The organism is Pseudomonas sp. DE0157, assembly GCF_007678615.1.
In the GTDB taxonomy this organism is placed as follows: domain Bacteria; phylum Pseudomonadota; class Gammaproteobacteria; order Pseudomonadales; family Pseudomonadaceae; genus Aquipseudomonas; species Aquipseudomonas parafulva_B.
The window spans coordinates 26,702-45,176 of sequence record NZ_VEJN01000023.1; the positions used below are offsets into that span (position 1 = coordinate 26,702).

Genomic DNA, 18,475 nt, shown 5'->3' on the forward strand with positions numbered 1-18,475 from the left:
ATGGTCGTATCGTTTATGTCCCTGATCCCTGAAATCGACGCCTTCCTGGGCTGCCCTACACCCGATGCCTGGATCGAGGCGGCGCTGGCCGATCAGGAAACACTGCTGATCGACCATAAGAATTGCGAGTTCAAGGCGGCCAGCACGGCATTGAGCCTGATCGCCAAGTACAACACCCATGTTGACCTGATCAACATGATGTCGCGCCTGGCGCGCGAGGAGCTGGTTCATCACGAGCAGGTCTTGAGGCTGATGAAGCGCCGAGGCATACCCCTGCGCCCTGTGTCGGCGGGTCGCTACGCCTCGGGCCTGCGTCGTCTGGTGCGTGCCCACGAGCCGGTCAAGCTGGTAGATACGCTGGTGGTCGGGGCATTTATCGAAGCACGCAGCTGCGAACGCTTCGCGGCCCTGGCGCCGCACCTGGATGAAGAACTGGGCCGTCTCTATCACGGCCTGCTCAAGAGTGAAGCGCGCCACTATCAGGGCTACCTGAAGTTGGCGCACCACTATGGCGATGAGGCGGACATTGCGCGCCGGGTTGAACTGGTACGCGCCGCTGAAGCGGAACTCATCGCCTCACCGGATCAAGAGCTGCGTTTTCACAGCGGTATACCGCTGGCACTGGCCGCCTGAGCACAGCAGGCGGCAGGATAGGTGTCAGTCGCGCCGGCCCAGCAGCAGGCCCACCACCAGGCCAACGCCCGCTGAAAGTGCCACGGTCTGCCACGGGTGGCCGCCAATGTAGTCCTGGGTGGCCGCGACCATGGGCTTTGCCTTGTCACGCAGGTTGCCGGCCGCTTCCCGGGCCTGACGCAGCTTGAGGCTGATCTGGGTGCGCAGGGTTTCGGCCTCTTCGCCAACCAGCGCAGCGCTGTCGTTGAGCAACCGCTCGGATTCCTCGATCAGCGCCTGCAGCTCGCTGAATACCTGGTCCTTGATCTGGTCGCTGTCGGGTACTGCGGCATTTTTACGGGCCATGCCATGCTCCTCCTGGACGGGTCGTTAGAACAATGGATACTCGTGCGCCAGAAAAGTTGCCTCGCAGTGGGCGCTGGCGCCTTGGTGTAAGATACCGGTCATTTCCATCAGGCAGGTGATTCATGAGTTTCAATCTGGCCAACATGAGCTACGAGGAACGGGCACAGATCGAGGCCGAGAAAGCCCGGCTGTTCGAGATGTGGCAGGCCAACCTGGGTAAGGCCAAGGGCGAGGCGGCCCGGCTTATCGCCGAAAAACCTCGGCGCAAGGGCAAGTGGGCCGAATGGGTGCGCAATGAGCTGGACAACATGACCCCGCCCGAATACGCCAGCATGGTGCGCAGCGAAGTCAACAAGCTCATGGCCGCTGCCAGCGCCGCTCGCTGAGCGGGTGCATGTGCCGTCTTACCACTCGTCGCCCTTGGGCAGGTCCAGCGTGCCTTTGTCACTGAACCGCACCGTGCCGAAAGGGCCGCTGGCCAGTTTGCCGCGCAGCGTGTAGGGCAGGCCTTGCAGCGCGTTCAGCTTGCCTAGCCCATAGGCCTGGCGCAGAAACGCAAATGCGGTGATGCTCACCGGCACTTGGACCACCGCCTCGCCATACCGGCCAATCTGTCCGGCCTGGTCGCTGACGCCCGCTGCCAATGGCTGGCCGTTGACCTCCAGGTTCACTGCAATACCGTTGTACTCGATCGGCGTCTCATTGGGGTTCTGCACCCGTAGCTTTACCGCCATGCGCAACTCCAGGTCCTGTCCAGGCAAGGGCTCCAAGCCGATCACGCTGATCGAAACCGGATCCCGGGGTTGCAACAGCGCGCACGCGCCCAAGGTCGCCGACATCAGCAGGACAGTGAGCAGACGGGTGATGAGCGAAGGGCGAAGGGTCATGGGCGAGGCCTTGGAAAGAATCGTCCGGCAGTGTGGCAAATGCTCGGCAGCGTTGAAAGTGTCGGTAGAGATGAAAGATACTGTTTCTCATTAACGCCCGATAATTTCTCTTACTGTGTAGTTGCCTAACCATGCTGACGTCTCACGTGCCGGGCCTGCTGGCAAGTTTCCAGGAACACTATGACGACTTGTGGCAGTTTCTGACCCGGCGCATGCGTGATCGCCAGCGCGCTGCGGACGTTGCCCACGAAACCTACTTGAGGCTTGCGCAGATCGATGCGCACGCTGTGCCGGTGCTGCACCCGCGTAGCTTCATCTTTCGCGTGGCGGGAAACATTGCGATCGATGCCCTGCGTCGTGACCAGCGCCTTGCCGCCTGCCACGACGACAGTGAGGGCATGGTACACGTGGCCTGTGGCGCGCCGGCACCGGAGGCGGCGTTACTGGCCAGCGAGCGCCTGCAGATTCTCGATCAGGCTCTGCTGCAACTGCCCCCCAAAGCGCGCCAGGCGCTGTTGCTCAATCGCGTGGAAGGGTTGACGCAAAGGCAGGTGGCGCAAAGGCTCGGCGTGTCCGAAAGCATGGTGGCCAAGTACATCGGACAGGCGCTGCGGCATTGCCGGGGATGGCTGCAGAAGGCCGGTGTCGCGGCGTGCATGGCGTTGATGCTGGGCAGTTGGTTGGCGTGGCAGCAGGCACCTGTATGGTTGTCCGACTATCACACCGGTACCGGCGAGCGGCGCATGCTCACCTTGCCCGATGGCACCCGCGTCACCCTCAACAGCGCCAGTGCCATAAAGGTGGAATTCGACGCGCACGCACGTCGGGTGGTGATAGTGGCTGGCGAGGCGCTGTTCGAGACGTCCGCCGAGGCCCGTCCTTTCGTGGTCGAAACGGCAGGGCTGCCGGTAAACGGCACCGGGGCGAGGTTCAGCGTGCGGCGCGACGGGCATGTGGTCCTTGGCCAGGGTGCTGCGCGGCAGGGCGCTCAAGCCTTGAGCGTAGCGGCCGATGCCGATGCGCAACTGGCCTGGCAACGGGGCAAGTTGATCTTCAATGGCAAGCCTCTAGGCCAAGTGCTGGCTGAGCTTGAGCGCTATCGCCTTGGGCGTATCGTGTTGTCGGATCAACAGCTAGCGGGCCTTGAGGTCAGTGGCGTGTTCGACCTGGATGATCCGCATGCCATGCTGCGCACCCTGGAGCAGCGGTATGGCCTGAAAGTCACCTACCTGCCGTGGCTCGCCGTGGTGTATTGATCTTCAAAGCGGCCCTGTCGAAACCTACCGAAAAAACTTTTCATCGGCACTGCAAGTTCTCGTGGGCTGGATCGTCGTAGTGGGGCTAAGCCGCAAACCATTCCCATTCACGACTCGCCTGGAAGCTTTCTTGTGCCTCTCATGCCCACGCTCTCGAATAGCCGCTGCCGTTTTCTGCCACCTGTGTTGATGTCGTGCGGCGCGTTGGCCGTATTGGCCGGCGCGCTGCCCGCTCACGTCGCTGCTGCAACACAGCAGGGATATGTGCAGACCGCGCAGGTACAGCTGGATGTCCCGGTGCAGCCGCTGGACCAGGCGTTGACGCGCTTTGCCGATCAGGCCGGCCTGCATTTGCTGTACACCACCGCTGACGTGGCTGGCCTGCAGAGCCCGAACCTGCAGGGCGCCTACAGTGTCGAGCAAGCCTTGCAGCGGTTGCTCGAAGGCACCGGCTTGAGCTGGCAGTTTACCGATGCGCGGACGGTGACGCTGCGCAAGCACGATACCTCCCTGCAGGCCATCAACCTCAAGCCGATTGAAGTAAGCGTGGCCTCGCGCACCAGTACTGCCATCAGCGAGATCCCAGGCACCGTGTGGGTGGTCGATCAGCAGCAACTGCGCGAGCAGATCGACAGTGGCGTAAGCCTCAAGGAAGCCATCGGCAAACTGGTGCCTGGCCTTGACCTGGCGCCGGAGGGGCGCACCAACTACGGGCAGAACATGCGTGGGCGCAGCGTGCTGGTGATGATCGATGGCGTCAGCCAGAACAGCTCGCGAGGCCTGTCGCGCCAGTTCGACAGTATCTCGCCTTTCAACGTGCAGCGCGTCGAAGTGCTGTCCGGCGCCAGCGCCATCTACGGGGGCGGTGCGACCGGGGGCATCATCAACATCGTGACAAAAAAGGGCGAGGCAGGCCCTGCGCGTTTCGAAACCCAGCTGGGTGCCAGCAGCGGCTTCAACAACAGCGATGATCTGGCGACCCGCTTCGCCCAGTCGATCAGCGGTGGCAACGAGCGGTTCAATGCGCGTCTTGGTGTGTCCGGCGAGCAGAACGAGGCGTTCTACGATGGAGCAGGCGATCAGATCTTCATCGACAATACCCAGACCGACCTGCAATACAACCGCACCCTGGACCTGCTTGGCAGCCTGGGCATGCAGTTCGATAACCAACAGAGCTTTGACCTGCTGGCCCAGTACTACGATTCCGGCAACCATGGCAGCACCGGCATCTGGTTTCCCAACCTCAATTACAATGGCCCCTCCGACCTCGAAGAGGCCCAGTTGCGCAGCGGGTACTCGTCCGACCTGAACCCGCGCACCCGGCGCGTGCTGCTCAATGCCAATTACCACCACAATGATGTGCTGGGCCAGGATTTCTACCTGCAGGCTTCCTACCGCAAGGAAAACAACAACTTCTACCCGTTCCCGTACTACAACCGTGGTACACCGACCGGCTCGCGCGGTGTGTATTTTGCAGCCTCGCAGCAGAACTTCGAGGTCACCAGCCTCAAAGGGCTGTTCGCCCAGCAGTGGGACACGCTGAAATTCACCTATGGCGTGGACATTGACCGCGAACGTTTCAACGCTGACCAGACCGTGTTCGATGCGCGGGTGTCCTCTGAAAGCGGCGGGCTGGACCTGGACAAGGCCAGCAAGGCTGCGCGCTACCCCAGCTACGTGATCGATGGGGTCTCGCTGTATGGCCAGCTTGAATGGCGCGCCACCGACAACCTGACGTTCTCCGGCGGCGCCCGGCGCCAGCAGATGGATGTGGAGGTGGGTGACTACAAGGGCGTTCCAGGTGGGAGTAACGACTATCAGGTCAATCTCTACAACCTGAGGGCGATCTACGACTTCAAGAACGGCCACCAGCTGTGGGCCAACTACGGCGAAGGCTTTGACCTGCCCGATCCGGCCAAGTATTACGGCAAACCTGGTCTTAGTGTCGGGGACAACCCGCTGGCCGGGATCAAGAGCCGCCAGGTGGAGCTAGGCTGGCGCTATGCCGACGTGCAGTGGGACGCTCAAGCCGCGCTGTACTACATCTGGTCGGACAAGATCATCAATGTGGATTCGCAAACCCTCACCATTGACGTCGAAGACCAGAAAAGTCGCGACTTTGGCTTCGAAGGGGCACTCACCCGCCACTTCGACCGAGGTTGGGAAGCCGGCGGCACGCTGCACCTCACCCGTTCCGAGGAAGAGGCAGACGGCGGCGGGTGGCGCAAGCGTGATGCGCGTTATGCTTCCTTGTCCAAAGCCACCGCGTTCGTTGGCTGGAAGGATGACGGGCGCAGTGCGCGGTTGCAGGCCAATCGGGCCTTCAGCTTGAAGGACGATGCCCAACACAAGATCGATGGCTATACCACGCTCGATCTACTGGGCAGCCAGGACACCGACTACGGCACCTTCAGCGCAGGTATCCAGAACTTGCTGGACAAGCAATACAGCACCGTGTGGGGCCAGCGGGCGACGCTGTTCTACTCGCCCACCTACGGGCCTGCCTACCTCTACGATTACCAAGGGCGAGGCAGGACCTACACGCTGACCTGGAGCCTTGCGTACTAAGGCTTATGCGCTCGGCCCAGGCAACGCCGGCGCCCCGATCAAGGGGCGCTGGTTGAAACATCGTGAATCACCTGCGGCGTCGCCAAGCCTTTTGACTCGAACCCTTTGGGCCGTAGGCTATCAAAGCCACCAGGCCAGGCGTTTTCGTACGGAGGTGAAGCATGAAACTGACACTACCGTTGTTGGTAATAGGTATGGCGGTTTGGTTACCTACCCATGCGACCGCGCAGCCGTGGCTGCACATTGCCGCCAATGGCAACAACCCCTACAACAGCCCCGTGCAACGCGCCAACCCCAACAGCCGTCAGGGCAGCGTCCCGGCGACGCCGCCTGTGCGCGGCCCGTCTACCCAGCCCGTGCCGCGCACCCCGACGGTAGAGAACCGCGGCATCGGCAACGGTGAGAACCTGCGCCGTCAGCAGCGAACGCCCAATCTGGAACCTACGCGGCCCCCGCGGGACAACCCGCGCGCGCCCTGACTCCAGCATCCCGTATCTGTCAAAGGAACTTCGCATGTCCCGAGCAACCTGGCTGGTTACCCTGGCCGCTGCTGCACTAGCGCCTCTGTTAACCCATGCCGCTGCCCAGCAGACGTTCAAAAGTGAAGAAGGCACCCTTACCGTCGATACCGTGGCCAACGGTCTGCGTACGCCGTGGGCGCTGGCGTTCCTGCCTGGCGGCCAGGACATGCTGGTCACCGAACGCATCGGCAACCTGCGCGTGATCAATGCCGAGGGCAAGGTCGGCCCGCCCATCAGTGGCGTGCCCAAAGTCTGGGCCGAGGGCCAGGGCGGCCTGCTGGATGTGGCCTTGTCGCCCGAGTTCGACAAGGACCGTACGGTGTACCTGTCCTATGCCGAGGAGGGCAGCGACGGCAAGGCCGGGACCGCTGTGGGCCGTGGCCAGCTGTCGACCGATCGTGCCCGCCTGGAAAACTTCACCGTTATCTTCCGCCAGCAACCCAAGTTGTCGGAGGGCAATCATTTTGGGTCGCGCCTGGTGTTCGACCGCAACGGGTATCTGTTCATCGCCCTGGGTGAGAACAATCAGCGCCCGACGGCTCAGGACCTGGATAAGCTGCAGGGCAAGGTCGTGCGCATCCTGCCAGATGGCGAGGTTCCCAAGGACAACCCATTTTATGGCCAGAAGAACGTGCGCCCCGAAATCTGGTCGTTTGGCCACCGTAACCAGCAGGGCGCTGCGTTGAATCCTTGGACGGGCGCGTTGTGGACCAACGAACACGGCCCCCGTGGCGGTGACGAAATCAACATCCCGAAGCCGGGCAAGAACTACGGTTGGCCCATCGCAACCCACGGCATCAACTATTCGATGCTGCCCATACCAGAGGCCAAGGGTAAACATGTAGATGGCATGGTCGATCCGCACCACGTGTGGGAGAAGTCGCCCGGTGTCAGCGGCATGGCGTTCTATGACAGCCCCGTATTCACCGCATGGGATCACAACGTGTTCATCGGCGCATTGGCCACGCAGGAGCTGATCCGCTTGCAGCTCAAGGGCGACAAGGTGGTGCACGAGGAGCGCCTGCTGGGCGATATGAAAGCGCGCATTCGTGATGTTCGGGTAGGGCCGGACGGTTACCTGTACGTGTTGACCGATGCCAAGGATGGCGAGCTGCTGAAGGTGGGCCTGGCGCGGCCTGACTGAAGCCGCGCTGTCGTCGGCAAGGAGGCGACAGGTACAATGCGCCATGACCATCGAACCCTTGCAACGCTACCAGCAAGCCCTGGAAACCGAGGGCTTTGTCGTTGACCCCGCACAGCGCCTCGCCATCGAGGCGCTGCAGGCCTGCTTCGAGGCTGTCGAACGTGGACGATCCAGCCAGGGCCTCTACCTGTGGGGGCCAGTGGGGCGGGGCAAGACCTGGTTGATGGATCAGTTTCACCGGTGCCTGACCGTGCCGAGTCGCCGCCAGCATTTTCACCACTTCATGGCTTGGGTGCACCGTCGGTTGTTTCAGCTCAATGGCACGGCGGATCCCCTTATGGCGCTGGCGCAGGAGCTAGGAAGCGAAATCCGCGTGCTGTGCTTCGATGAGTTGTTCGTCAGTGACATTGCCGACGCAATCATTCTCGGCCGTTTGTTCCAGGTACTGTTCAACCTGGGCGTGGTGGTGGTTGCCACGTCCAACCAGCCGCCAGGGCAACTGTACCGCGATGGCTTCAACCGCGAACGCTTCCTGCCCGCCATCGCTGCCATCGAGCGGCACATGCGTGTGCTGCCGGTAGCGGGCGAGCAAGACCATCGGCAACACCCGGGCCTGCCGTGCCAGCGCTACTGGGTCACCGACGACCGGGGCAGTCACCTTGCCGCGGTCTTCGAGCGACTGAGCCCGGACGACCCAGGCACCGACCAGCCCCTCATGCTGGGCAGTCGGCAGGTGCAGGTGGTGCGCCGAAGTGCGAAGGCCATCTGGTGCCGTTTCGACGCGTTGTGCGAACAGCCGATGGCTACCCAGGAATTCATGGCGCTGTGCGACCGTTTCGCGGCGATCCTGGTCGCGGACATACCGGCGCTGAGTGGTCAGCAACAGGCCGGGCGTATCGCCCGTGGCACAGAGGACGGCGCCTCCCGCGTGCTAGCGGGCGACCGCGACTTGCCGGCACTCTCGCCCAAGGACGATGCCGTGCGCCGCTTCATCGCCTTGGTCGATGAGTGCTACGACCGCCGTGTGGCGCTGTACCTGGAGGCGCAGGTGCCGCTCGAGGCGCTGTACACGCAGGGGTATCTCGCCTTCCCCTACCAGCGCACCCTCAGCCGGCTGCGTGAAATGCAGCTGCAGCGCTTCGCCTGATGCAGCCACGCACGATTAGCGATCCAGCCACTGGATCAGTGTGCGATTGAAACGCTTGGGTTCTTCGATCTGCGGCGCGTGGCCCATGCCTTCGAAAGTGATCAGTTCGCCTTTGGGAATGAGCTTGGCCACCTGCGGGCCGAGCAAGGCGTAGTTGCCCAGCCTGGCCTTGACTTGCGGTGGTGCGATGTCACTGCCGATTGCCGTGGTGTCCTTGTCACCGATCAACAAAAGGGTTGGCATCTGCAGGTCCTTGAACTCGTGATAAACCGGTTGGGTGAAGATCATGTCGTAAATCAAGGCAGAGTTCCACGCCACCCGCTCGTGCCCTGGGCCCTGGTTCAGGCCCACCAGCATCTGCACCCAGCGCTCATATTCAGGTTTCCAGCGGCCGGCATAGTAGGTTTTGCGCTCATAGTCACGCACCCCGGCCGCATCGAGCTTGAGTTCGCGGGCATACCACTGGTCAACGGTGCGGTAGGGCACCCCCAGGGCCTTCCAGTCCTCCAGGCCGATGGGGTTGACCATGGCCAGGCGCGTGACCTGCTGCGGGTACATCAAGGCGTAGCGGGTGGCTAGCATCCCCCCGGTCGAATGCCCCAGCACGATGCTCTGCTTCACCCCCAGGTGCTCGAGCAGTGCATGGGTGTTGCTGGCCAGTTGCTGGAAGCTGTACTGGTAGTGCGCAGGTTTACTGGATGTGCAGAAACCGATCTGGTCTGGGGCGATAACGCGGTAGCCTGCCTTGCTCAAGGCATCGATGCTGGTTTCCCAGGTGGCTGCGCAAAAATTCTTGCCGTGCATGAGCACGACCGTGCGGCCGTTGGCATTGCCCGACGCCGGGACGTCCATGTAACCCATTTGCAGCGATTGGCGCTGTGATTCGAAGTCGAAGTGCTTGAGCGTATGCGGGTAGTCAAACCCTTCGAGCTGTGCGCCGTAGGTAGGCGATTGGCCGGCAATGGCCGGGCCGCTGGCCAGGCACACCATGGCCAGGGCGGATGCACGCAGCATGAGGCACTCCATGTCAGATCAAGTAGGAAGACTCGACTGTAGCAGCAGGACAGTGGCCATAGAGGCCCAAGGTGTTACCAACCGTGAAACCGGCGCCACGTCAGTAATCGGCGACTACTGTATCTTTCCCCTCCGAGTCGATACCGATCACCCGATAGGCATCCCTGCGCTCACCCATTTCCATGCCCGGTGAACCGGCTGGCATGCCTGGAACGGCCATGCCCTTGAGATCACTGCGGCTAACCAGTTCACGCACGTGGGTAGCGGGGACATGGCCTTCGACGAACTTGCCAGCGATGACCCCGGTATGACACGACGCATGGCGCGGCGGTACTTGCAGGCGTTGCTTGACGGCGCTCATGTCTGGTTCGACATGGTCGTTCACGGTAAAGCCGTTCTCTTGGAGGTGACTGATCCAGGCTTTGCAACAACCACAGTGGGGGTCGCGGTAGACGTCGATGGTGTCGGTGGCCTGTGCAAGGGCGGTGAAGGTCAACAGGCCAAGGGCCAGGCAATTTGAACGCAGCATGGGCAAGTTCCTTATAAACGTGTGACCTGCGGCCAGCATAGCGCACGGCCTGGTCCAAACGTGCAAGGCGGCAGGGTCGCCCCCTCTGGCTTTCAACCTGCTGACCGGCGCATTACAGTTTCGTCAGCCAGTGGCTTGGTCATTGCGCAGGTCGCGCATCAGTAGCCCGAACGCCAACGACACCTGTTCAGGGACTGGCAGATACACCACATGGCCATCCCCGGGTGCGACTTCGATGGGCTGCTGTTGCCGGTTGTGCAGCTGATTCAGGTCGAAGTGGTAGTTGCCGCGAGGTGTCATCAGCTCCAGATGGTCGCCCAGGGCGAAGCGGTTCTTGACCTTGACCTCGGCCCAACCATTTACCCGCAGCCCAGTCAGTTCACCCACGAACTGCTGGCGCTCGGACACCGAGCTGCCGCGCTGGTAATTCTGGTACTCATCGTGCACATGACGGCGCAAAAAACCTTCGGTGTAGCCCCGTTGCGCCAGGGACTCGAGGTTGTCCATCAAGGTGCGGTCGAAAGGCTGCCCATTGGCCGCATCGTCGATGGCCTTGCGGTAGGACTGCACGGCCCGTGCGCAGTAGAAATGCGATTTGGTGCGGCCCTCGATCTTGAGCGAGTGCACGCCCATGCGCGCCAGTCGCTCGACGTGCTGGATGGCCCGCAGGTCCTTGGCGTTCATGATGTAGGTGCCGTGCTCGTCTTCGAACGCGGGCATTTCGGTACCGGGACGCTCGCTTTCCTGCAACAGGAACACCTGGTCGGTGGGCGCACCCTGGCCCAGCGTCGGCTGCACGTGGTGCACGATATCGCCGGTGACGCTCTCGGTCGCCGGCGTGACGTCATACTTCCAGCGGCAGGCGTTGGTACAGGTGCCCTGATTGGCATCACGCTTGTTCAGGTAGCCCGACAGTAGGCAGCGGCCTGAATAGGCCATGCACAGCGCCCCATGCACGAAGACTTCCAGCTCCATGCCAGGTACTTGCTGACCAATTTCCTCGATCTCTTCAAGTGACAGCTCCCGCGACAGGATCACGCGGCTGATGCCTTGCTGCTGCCAGAACTGCACGCTGGCCCAGTTCACCGTGTTGGCCTGCACCGAGAGGTGCACCGGCATCTGCGGGTAGTGCTGGCGTACCAGCATGATCAGGCCCGGGTCGGACATGATCAACGCGTCCGGTGCCATGGCGATCACAGGCGCCAGGTCCTTGAGGAAGGTCTTGAGCTTGGCATTGTGAGGCGCGATGTTGACCACCACATAGAAGCGCTTGCCCAGCGCATGAGCCTCCTGGATGCCCAACGCCAGATTGGCATGGTCGAAGGCATTGTTGCGCACCCGCAGGCTGTAGCGGGGCTGACCGGCATAGACCGCGTCAGCACCGTAGGCGAAGGCATAGCGCATGGTGTGGAGCGTGCCGGCAGGCGCCAGCAATTCGGGCTTGGCAACAGAAGTCATGAATACACCGGGTAAAGGGCGCGGATGCTAAGCCGCTTGCGGTTCGGCCTTATTGATCTGAATCAAGGGGCAGGTGGCACTTTTACCCCAGCGCCACGCACTAATACCCCAGAACCCATCCGAGGACCGGAAATGAACGAAACTGCTTTGCAGAACAAGGCGCTGGCGGTGCTCCTGGCACTGGTGACCGTTGCCTTCGTCTGGATTTTGCTGCCTTACTACGGCGCCATCTTCTGGGCAGTAATCCTGGGCATCCTGTTCGCGCCGTTGCAACGCAACCTGCTCATGCGCTTCGGGCGCCGCCGCAACGTGGCCGCTGCCGTGACCACGCTGATCTGCTTACTGGTGGCGGTATTGCCGGTGATCATCATCAGCGGCCTGCTGGTGCAGGAGGGGGCAACGCTGTATCAACGCATTCAGAGCGGCCAGCTGGACATCGCAGGGTATGTTGAGCGGGGCAAGGACATGCTGCCAACGTTTGCCCAGAACGCGCTGGATAACCTGGGCATGGGCAACCTGGAAGCCCTGCGTGACAAGATCACCACCTGGGCCTCCCAAGGCAGCCAGGTCCTGGCTACCCAGGCCTTCAGCTTTGGCCAGGGCACATTCGATTTCGTGGTGGGCTTCGGCATCATGATGTACCTGCTGTTCTTCTTCCTGCGCGAAGGTGCCGAGGTGGTGCGCAAGGTGCGCATGGCCGTGCCACTGCCTGAACACCAGAAGCGCCGCCTGCAGTTGAAGTTCAAGCGTGTGGTGCGTGCCACGGTCAAGGGCAACGTGCTAGTGGCCATCACTCAAGGAGCGCTGGGCGGCTTGATTTTCTGGATACTGGGGATCCCCAGCGCGCTGGTCTGGGCGGTGATGATGGCGTTCCTTTCGCTGCTGCCCGCCGTTGGTGCAGGCATCGTCTGGGGGCCGGTGGCGATCTACTTCCTGATGACCGGGGCGATCTTGCAAGGTGTGATCCTGACCGCATTTGGCGTGCTGGTGATCGGCCTTGTCGACAACGTGCTTAGGCCTATTCTGGTCGGCAAGGATACCCGTATGCCAGATTACCTGATCCTGGTCTCCACCTTGGGCGGCCTGTCGGTATTCGGTCTTAACGGTTTCGTTATTGGCCCGCTGATCGCAGCACTGTTCATTTCCAGTTGGGCGATTTTTGCCTCGAGCAAGCCTCGGGTTCAACTTCCGCAATGACTCGCCAGGGGCTCGGCCGTCGCAAAGAAGGGATTGGCCCTGGCGGTCACCCCTGAAAAGCTGGGTCAAGGCGGGCGCAAGGCAGGATTCCCACTGGCTGACTTCCAACTGCTTTAATCTCGAAAACTCGGCAAAGGTGCGGTGTAGTCACCTACCTGGAGCCGATGATGGTCAGCCTCGTTACGCCCTCAAACCATACCGATAGTTTTATTGACAAACAGCTTCCTTCCTGGCTGCACGCAGCCTCTTTAGAGCAGATACAGAGTCTACGCAAGCGCGTAGAGGAAAATCGCTGGGTCGAGCAGCGGCTGGAAGCCATGTTCAAGCGCCTGCTTTCCCCAGATTCGTTCGCGCGCCAGACGCTGACCACAGCGATAAAGCAGAAGCTCGGAGTATCTGTTGAGCTAGCCCATACCCTCTGGCGTGAGCGCCTCGACTACTACAGCATGCTTGGTGGTGAAGGGCTTCGTGACCATTACACGTTTCATCCGGCCATCACCCATCTGATGCAGAATTTTCCGGCCGGATCGAGCTTCGATGCGCGCAGCGGCATCATCTCGGGGGCACATGGGATGTCACCCAATGCGCCGCTCCTGGTAGACAGCGCGAAATTGGCGGGGGTTTGCCGTTCGGTGGATACAGGCAAGCGCTACCAAGCCTACCTGCAGACCTTCTTCGACGATGCCGCCGTAACGCTCCTTGCTCAGAGTGTGCGCAAAAGGGTTGCGCTTGCTATGGAGCTTGCAGGGATACGGGGGGAGGTCCCTGAGTCGGATGTCACCAGCTTCGAATACACCCTGGGAGAGGTGCCAGTACCCGATCCGCGGCATCCCACGGTCGTACCCAAGCATCTTCATGTGCTTGGGCACGCCATGGTCGGAGGGCTGATCTTCGAGCGCTCGAATGACTCGTCGGGCGGCTCGGCGGATCCTGCTGGAGGGGTCTTGCTCTATCTCCCTCACCAACCTTTGCGACAGTTCGCGAACTTGACAAGTCTCAACGCCCACTTGGCGAGCTTGTTCAGGCAACCTGAGCACGCATCTTGCCTGCTGGGCCAGGTCGCGGCCGACGCTCGGATAGCGTTTCAGGCAGCACTGAAAAAACGTCTGAGCGACGCCGTGCCCGATCTTGAAGTGACAGGCAAGGTCGCCCGTGCCTTGCTTTTTCCGGAGATGGCCGAGTTGCAAGTGGCCCGTATCAAGGCAGACGCCCGTTTTCTTCTGGTGCCGGTTGCAGACGTGGATCGGCTGCAAAGGCTTGAGCGGCTGCGCACGCTCGAGCAAGTCGGGCTGAACCTGACTCAAATGGCAGCATTGTTCGTACCTCAATTGGGGGCGCTGATGCTGGCCGCTACGGTGACCGAGGTGCTGAGTGAAGTCATGGCCGCGGTACACGACTGGTCACGGGGCCATCAGCATGAAGCGCTGGAGCATGTGCTGGGCGTGGCTGAAACGGTAGCCGTCACTGCGCTGATGGCAACGGGTGGTGAGGCCGTGGCACGCGGCTTCAAGCGCAGTGCTTTTATTGATGAGATGATGCCGGTCGAACAGGAGGATGGCGCTTCTCGATTATGGGCTGAAGACCTCAAGCCCTACCGGGCGGTAGGAGTGCCTCGCCAAGCCATGCGTGGTCGGGATGGGCTGTTTAGGCACGGCGACACTCACTGGTGGCTTCACGAGGGCAACTATTACGAAGTCAGCCGCAAAACCGAGTCCCACCCCTGGCGCTTGGTGCGCAACGACGGTAAGCCAGGGTTCGCGCCGGCGCTAAGCTGGAACGGCGAGCAGGGCTGGCGTCTGAAATGGCAGCGGCCGCAAATGTGGGAGGGCGAGCGAGCCTTGTTGGGGCATCTATGGCCCGTACCTGCCGAGCTGGACTCGGCACGCCTGACGCAGATACTCAACGTGGCTGATGTGGATCAGACCTCGTTACGTCGGCTGGTGGGTGAACAACGGGCGCTGCCTGTTAGCTTGCGCGACACGCTGGAGCGTTTCGAGGCCGACGCGCGAATCGACAGCTTCTTTGCCACATTCACGGACGATCACGGTAGCGGTGACCCACGTCTATTGCAGTGGTGCGTCGGTGCGTTGACCGAGCCTCAGCGTGAACCTTCGTCATTAACCGCATCGATGCTCGCGCATGCACCCACCCTGCGCCAGGGGCTGATGAGCCACCTGACGGACGAACTTGTCCTCTCTCCTGAAACCGCGGCAATCAGACGTGTTTTTCCTGGCTTGCCTGCGCGCTATGCCGAAGATGTGATAGCCAATGCTTCTGCTGACCAGCGCCAACGACTACTCGAGCGCGGTCGTATTGATCTGGCACTTGCCGAAAAGGCACGCCTGGCATTGCAGGAGGCTCGCGCCTGTCGTGCATTGCAGAGCCTGTATCTGAACAATGCTTATCACCCTGATATGCCGTCGCTGGTCTTCGGGCTGCTGCGAACGGAGCCCGCATGGCCGTTGGCTTGCAATGTTCAGATTCGTGAGTCTTCCCCCACCGGGCGGGTGATGGCTGAGCTGTACCCGGTCAACGATTCTGCACAGGTGAAGATGCTAGTTTGGAAGCAAGGACAGGTGTCGCTCTACGAGCATGGCCAATTGTCTTCAGACAGCCTTTCAGGGCCTGGCGGGCTATTGGAAAGGCTCTGGCAGCTTTTACCTGAAGCCGAGCTTGAGCGGTTTGGCTGGTCAGGGCCCAATGGCGTACAACAGATGCGGGCAAGCTTGCAGTCGAGACTACCGGCACGCAGGGAGGCTGTGCAGGAACTGATGGGCATGCAGGTGCACCAACCCACTTTCCGAGCTCCAGCGCGCCTGGCTGACCGGCGTTTCGGTTACCTGTTGAGTGGTCGCGCCAGCGCGAATCACTTGGCTGAACGCACGCTCCAGGACCGCGTCCGTAGCCTTTTTCCTGGGTTCAGCGCGCAGAATCTGGAGCGGTTCCTGCAAGTGCTCCAAGAGCAGCCTGGTTCGCCTTTCACGGTTCTGCTTGAGCTCGAGAACGATTATTCGCGCCTGGATCTGACGTTGGAGCAATGGACAGCACAACCTGCAGCTGCAGCAGATGTAGCGCTGCGGCGATCGGTCGCGGACGAGCTACGGCGCTGCTGGCGCTTTCAGGGGTACGCGGGCAGACGTCATGCCAATGGGGATCAAGGCATGGCGCTGTCGCTATCGGGGATCGGTGTTGGCGAGCTGCCCGACTTGAGCGCGGCGCAAGGTTTCAGCCACGTCAGCGAGCTCTCTCTGGTCAACATGCGCCTTACCGATCTTCCCGGAGAGTTTCTCGCACCGTTTCGAGGCATCTTGACCTTGAATCTGGACAACAACGCGCTGACTCAACTTCCTCAGGGGCTGTCTCAGTTGCGTGAGTTGACCGAACTGACCCTTTCACGAAACAGTTTGAGCATCGGCGATGCTGGTTTCCGGTTGCTGGCCGGCATCCCGAGGTTGAGCGTTCTTGACTTGAGCGATAACACCATCGGCGCCATCCCGATCGAGATGAACCGACTACCCCGGCTACGCCAACTTGGTCTGCGCAGAACAGGCTTGACCCAAGTTCCGACTCACCTCGATCAAGCGGTTTCGCTGGAGTATGTGGATCTGCGTGACAACCATATCGCTGAGTTGCCGCTGAGCTTGAGAGCCCAGCGCACTCGCTGGCGTAACCGATTGGCACTGGTCGGCAATCCGCTCCCTGCGCTCTACCGCGATCTGTGGATCGACGCCAGCCGCACTTCTGCAAGCGATAGCAGCCCAGACGGCGACGCCTACCACTTCAACCAGTGGCTCGAGCGTCTAGACCCGACGCAACGCGCCTCTCGTACCGCTCAGTGGAACCGTTTACTGAACGAGTCGGGTAGCGAAGACTTCTTCAGGCTCGTCGGCGAACTGACCGACACCAGTGATTTTCGCCTGGCCAGAGATGACCTTGAGGCTAGGCTGTGGGCCCTGATGGACAGGATTGAAAGCAATACAGCCCTTCGGGAGCTTATGTTCACCCTGGCCAGTGAACCTCGAACGTGCGTGGACAGTGTCATATCCAGTTTCGGCTGGCTGGAGACCAGATTGCTCAGCGCCTCGCTTGAGGCCGGAGCTGGCGATCAAGCAGAAGGCCAATTATTGAACTTGGCGCGAAGGTTCTTTCGTCTGGACCGGGTGGAGGCCTATGCGCGGCGGGACATGAGCAGCCGCGGGGCCAGTGGCTCGGAGGTCGATCAGGTCGAAGTCAGCCTGGCATACAGAGTGGGGCTGGCGAGCACACTTGAGCTGCCAGGCCAGCCAATCACCATGCAGTTCAGGACCATTGCAGGTGTGACGGAGCAACACCTGGCAGAGGCCGAAGCCGCAGTTCGCGAGGCCGAGGCCAGCGATGAACTGGCCGTTGACATCAGTGAGCGCGGCTTCTGGTTCGAATATCTGCAACGGCAACATCAAGCCATGTTTGAACAGGTGCGCGAGCCGTTCGTGCAACAAATGGAAGCGCTCTACGAAGGGCGTGAAAGCCTCACGGATGCCGACTACGATGCCCAGGCCAGATCGATTGCCAAGGCCAGTGATGAGGCAGTCAAAGCCAAGGCGCTTGAACTGACGCGTCAATCCTTGGCGCGGGAGGGTGGGCAACCGCAAGAGCAATAGCCATGAAGGCTAGCGTTTTTGTCCAGTGGTCCTAAGATGGCTGCATTCGAGCAAACTGGGCCGCCAATGAGCGACAAGGACACTATCTCCATCGAATTGGTACGCGAGGCGTTGTTGCAGGCTTGTCCTCAAGCAGGCCACGCGCCTCTGGTGCTACGCAAGGCAGGCATCGAGCCGCACCTGCTTTCGCTGCCAGGTGCGCGTGTGCCGGCAACTGCTTACGCGCGCCTCTGGCGCCTGCTGGCGCGGCGCTGCAACGATGAGTTCTTTGCCATGGACCCGCGCGGGCTACGCAGCGGCAGCCTGGCATTTCTCTGCCGTGCCAGCAGGGGGCAACCAACGGTCGGGGCAGGCATCGAAACCGCACTGGCTTTCCTGTCGTTGACCCTGGATTATCTACAGCCTCACTTGATTCGCCAGCAAAGCCTGGCCGAGATCGTCATCGTCGAGCCCACTGATGAGCCTCGACGAGCCTTCACCTACTTCACATTCTGGATGATCGTTCATGGTGTGGCGTGTTGGCTGGCAGGGCGTCGCATTCCGATTCTGGCCATCGAATTGCGCTGTACCGAACCTGCATTCTGCGATGACTACCGTGTCATGTTTTCGGAAAACCTACAGTTCTCTCGACCGCGCACCCGTATGATCCTGGCCGCCGATTGCTTCGATCAGCCCATCCGGCGCAGCGATGACGAGCTGCACCGTTTCCTGGCCCAGGCGCCTGCCAACATCCTGGTCAAGTATCGAGATCCCGACAGCCTCGCTCGACGCATTCGACGCGAGCTGAGTGAGCAAGACCCAGCGTCGTGGCCCGATGCGAATGGGCTCGCCCGCCGGTTATGCCTGTCGGCTTCCACGCTGCGGCGCAGGTTGGCAGAGGAGGGGCATAGCTATCAGGCCCTCAAGGACAGCGTGCGGCGCCAATTGGCTATCAGCTGGTTGGCGCAGGAGCAGGTTGGAATGCTGGAAATCGCAGCGCGTTTGGGCTTTGCCGACAGCAGTTCGTTCTACAAGGCCTTCCGCAAGTGGTTTGGCTGCAATCCGGGTCACTACCGAACGTTGGTCCTGGGTGCAGGGAAGGTCGATTAGGTCGGGTTTCCGTCTGCCACTCGCTGAGCGCCCATCACACAGTCCAG

General features: G+C 61.3%; 15 protein-coding genes. 10 read left to right on the forward strand and 5 right to left on the reverse strand.

Annotated elements, in window-relative coordinates:
- The first annotated feature begins 15 nt into the window (after positions 1–15).
- Positions 16–633: a tRNA-(ms[2]io[6]A)-hydroxylase gene (locus FS777_RS20730; protein ID WP_145257490.1), complete on the forward strand. Its 618-nt coding sequence runs from the start codon at positions 16–18 to the stop codon at positions 631–633.
- A gap of 24 nt (positions 634–657) precedes the next feature.
- Here the strand turns inward: FS777_RS20730 and FS777_RS20735 are convergent, their stop codons facing one another.
- Positions 658–978: a YqjD family protein gene (locus FS777_RS20735; RefSeq protein WP_027914998.1), complete on the reverse strand. Its 321-nt coding sequence runs from the start codon at positions 976–978 to the stop codon at positions 658–660.
- 122 nt (positions 979–1,100) lie between these two features.
- Here FS777_RS20735 and FS777_RS20740 point away from each other — a divergent pair, with 122 nt between their 5' ends.
- A complete protein-coding gene (locus FS777_RS20740) occupies positions 1,101–1,364 on the forward strand; it encodes a hypothetical protein (RefSeq protein ID WP_058605664.1) in 264 nt (87 codons plus the stop codon).
- Between the two features lie 18 nt (positions 1,365–1,382).
- Here FS777_RS20740 and FS777_RS20745 read toward each other — a convergent pair whose 3' ends face one another.
- Complete coding sequence (locus tag FS777_RS20745) at positions 1,383–1,865, reverse strand: LEA type 2 family protein (RefSeq protein WP_058639392.1); 483 nt, start codon at positions 1,863–1,865, stop codon at positions 1,383–1,385.
- Positions 1,866–1,996: 131 nt separating this feature from the next.
- Here FS777_RS20745 and FS777_RS20750 point away from each other — a divergent pair, with 131 nt between their 5' ends.
- The 5 genes from FS777_RS20750 (at position 1,997) to zapE (ending at position 8,501) form a co-directional block, all read left to right on the forward strand.
- Positions 1,997–3,121: a sigma-70 family RNA polymerase sigma factor gene (locus tag FS777_RS20750; RefSeq protein WP_145257493.1), complete on the forward strand. Its 1,125-nt coding sequence runs from the start codon at positions 1,997–1,999 to the stop codon at positions 3,119–3,121.
- A 141-nt stretch (positions 3,122–3,262) separates the two neighbouring features.
- Complete coding sequence (locus FS777_RS20755; RefSeq protein ID WP_145257497.1) at positions 3,263–5,689, forward strand: TonB-dependent receptor; 2,427 nt, start codon at positions 3,263–3,265, stop codon at positions 5,687–5,689.
- 161 nt (positions 5,690–5,850) lie between these two features.
- Positions 5,851–6,168 carry a hypothetical protein gene (locus FS777_RS20760; RefSeq protein ID WP_058639395.1) on the forward strand — a complete coding sequence of 106 codons (318 nt, stop codon included), beginning with the start codon at positions 5,851–5,853 and terminating at the stop codon, positions 6,166–6,168.
- 34 nt (positions 6,169–6,202) lie between these two features.
- Positions 6,203–7,354 (forward strand): PQQ-dependent sugar dehydrogenase, encoded by a 1,152-nt coding sequence (locus FS777_RS20765; RefSeq protein ID WP_145257500.1) that lies wholly within the window; start codon positions 6,203–6,205, stop codon positions 7,352–7,354.
- A 43-nt stretch (positions 7,355–7,397) separates the two neighbouring features.
- Positions 7,398–8,501 (forward strand): cell division protein ZapE, encoded by a 1,104-nt coding sequence (zapE, locus tag FS777_RS20770; protein ID WP_058639397.1) that lies wholly within the window; start codon positions 7,398–7,400, stop codon positions 8,499–8,501.
- 15 nt (positions 8,502–8,516) lie between these two features.
- Here zapE and FS777_RS20775 read toward each other — a convergent pair whose 3' ends face one another.
- The 3 genes from FS777_RS20775 to yegQ all read right to left on the reverse strand — a co-directional run bounded on the left by FS777_RS20775 (position 8,517) and on the right by yegQ (position 11,502).
- Positions 8,517–9,515 carry an alpha/beta fold hydrolase gene (locus tag FS777_RS20775; protein WP_058605657.1) on the reverse strand — a complete coding sequence of 333 codons (999 nt, stop codon included), beginning with the start codon at positions 9,513–9,515 and terminating at the stop codon, positions 8,517–8,519.
- Positions 9,516–9,615: 100 nt separating this feature from the next.
- A complete protein-coding gene (locus FS777_RS20780) occupies positions 9,616–10,044 on the reverse strand; it encodes a DUF411 domain-containing protein (protein WP_058639398.1) in 429 nt (142 codons plus the stop codon).
- A gap of 123 nt (positions 10,045–10,167) precedes the next feature.
- Positions 10,168–11,502 (reverse strand): tRNA 5-hydroxyuridine modification protein YegQ, encoded by a 1,335-nt coding sequence (gene yegQ / locus FS777_RS20785; protein ID WP_058639399.1) that lies wholly within the window; start codon positions 11,500–11,502, stop codon positions 10,168–10,170.
- Positions 11,503–11,634: 132 nt separating this feature from the next.
- Between yegQ and FS777_RS20790 the strand changes: the two genes are divergently transcribed.
- The 3 genes from FS777_RS20790 to FS777_RS20800 all read left to right on the forward strand — a co-directional run bounded on the left by FS777_RS20790 (position 11,635) and on the right by FS777_RS20800 (position 18,428).
- Positions 11,635–12,699: an AI-2E family transporter gene (locus tag FS777_RS20790; RefSeq protein ID WP_058639400.1), complete on the forward strand. Its 1,065-nt coding sequence runs from the start codon at positions 11,635–11,637 to the stop codon at positions 12,697–12,699.
- Positions 12,700–12,866: 167 nt separating this feature from the next.
- Positions 12,867–17,339 (forward strand): NEL-type E3 ubiquitin ligase domain-containing protein, encoded by a 4,473-nt coding sequence (locus FS777_RS20795; RefSeq protein ID WP_178091304.1) that lies wholly within the window; start codon positions 12,867–12,869, stop codon positions 17,337–17,339.
- A gap of 66 nt (positions 17,340–17,405) precedes the next feature.
- Positions 17,406–18,428, forward strand: a complete 1,023-nt coding sequence (locus FS777_RS20800; RefSeq protein ID WP_058639409.1) for an AraC family transcriptional regulator — start codon at positions 17,406–17,408, stop codon at positions 18,426–18,428.
- Positions 18,429–18,475 lie beyond the last annotated feature (47 nt).

Excerpts from the sequence above, each read along its gene's own strand:
- FS777_RS20795 (WP_178091304.1), top strand. The coding sequence starts at position 12,867 with ATGGTCAGCCTCGTTACGCCCTCAAACCATACCGATAGTTTTATTGAC.
- FS777_RS20775 (WP_058605657.1), bottom strand. The coding sequence starts at position 9,515 with ATGCTGCGTGCATCCGCCCTGGCCATGGTGTGCCTGGCCAGCGGCCCG.
- FS777_RS20790 (WP_058639400.1), top strand. The coding sequence starts at position 11,635 with ATGAACGAAACTGCTTTGCAGAACAAGGCGCTGGCGGTGCTCCTGGCA.
- FS777_RS20755 (WP_145257497.1), top strand. The coding sequence starts at position 3,263 with ATGCCCACGCTCTCGAATAGCCGCTGCCGTTTTCTGCCACCTGTGTTG.
- FS777_RS20730 (WP_145257490.1), top strand. The coding sequence starts at position 16 with ATGTCCCTGATCCCTGAAATCGACGCCTTCCTGGGCTGCCCTACACCC.
- FS777_RS20765 (WP_145257500.1), top strand. The coding sequence starts at position 6,203 with ATGTCCCGAGCAACCTGGCTGGTTACCCTGGCCGCTGCTGCACTAGCG.
- FS777_RS20800 (WP_058639409.1), top strand. The coding sequence starts at position 17,406 with ATGAGCGACAAGGACACTATCTCCATCGAATTGGTACGCGAGGCGTTG.
- FS777_RS20745 (WP_058639392.1), bottom strand. The coding sequence starts at position 1,865 with ATGACCCTTCGCCCTTCGCTCATCACCCGTCTGCTCACTGTCCTGCTG.
- FS777_RS20740 (WP_058605664.1), top strand. The coding sequence starts at position 1,101 with ATGAGTTTCAATCTGGCCAACATGAGCTACGAGGAACGGGCACAGATC.
- FS777_RS20760 (WP_058639395.1), top strand. The coding sequence starts at position 5,851 with ATGAAACTGACACTACCGTTGTTGGTAATAGGTATGGCGGTTTGGTTA.
- FS777_RS20780 (WP_058639398.1), bottom strand. The coding sequence starts at position 10,044 with ATGCTGCGTTCAAATTGCCTGGCCCTTGGCCTGTTGACCTTCACCGCC.
- zapE (WP_058639397.1), top strand. The coding sequence starts at position 7,398 with ATGACCATCGAACCCTTGCAACGCTACCAGCAAGCCCTGGAAACCGAG.
- yegQ (WP_058639399.1), bottom strand. The coding sequence starts at position 11,502 with ATGACTTCTGTTGCCAAGCCCGAATTGCTGGCGCCTGCCGGCACGCTC.
- FS777_RS20750 (WP_145257493.1), top strand. The coding sequence starts at position 1,997 with ATGCTGACGTCTCACGTGCCGGGCCTGCTGGCAAGTTTCCAGGAACAC.
- FS777_RS20735 (WP_027914998.1), bottom strand. The coding sequence starts at position 978 with ATGGCCCGTAAAAATGCCGCAGTACCCGACAGCGACCAGATCAAGGAC.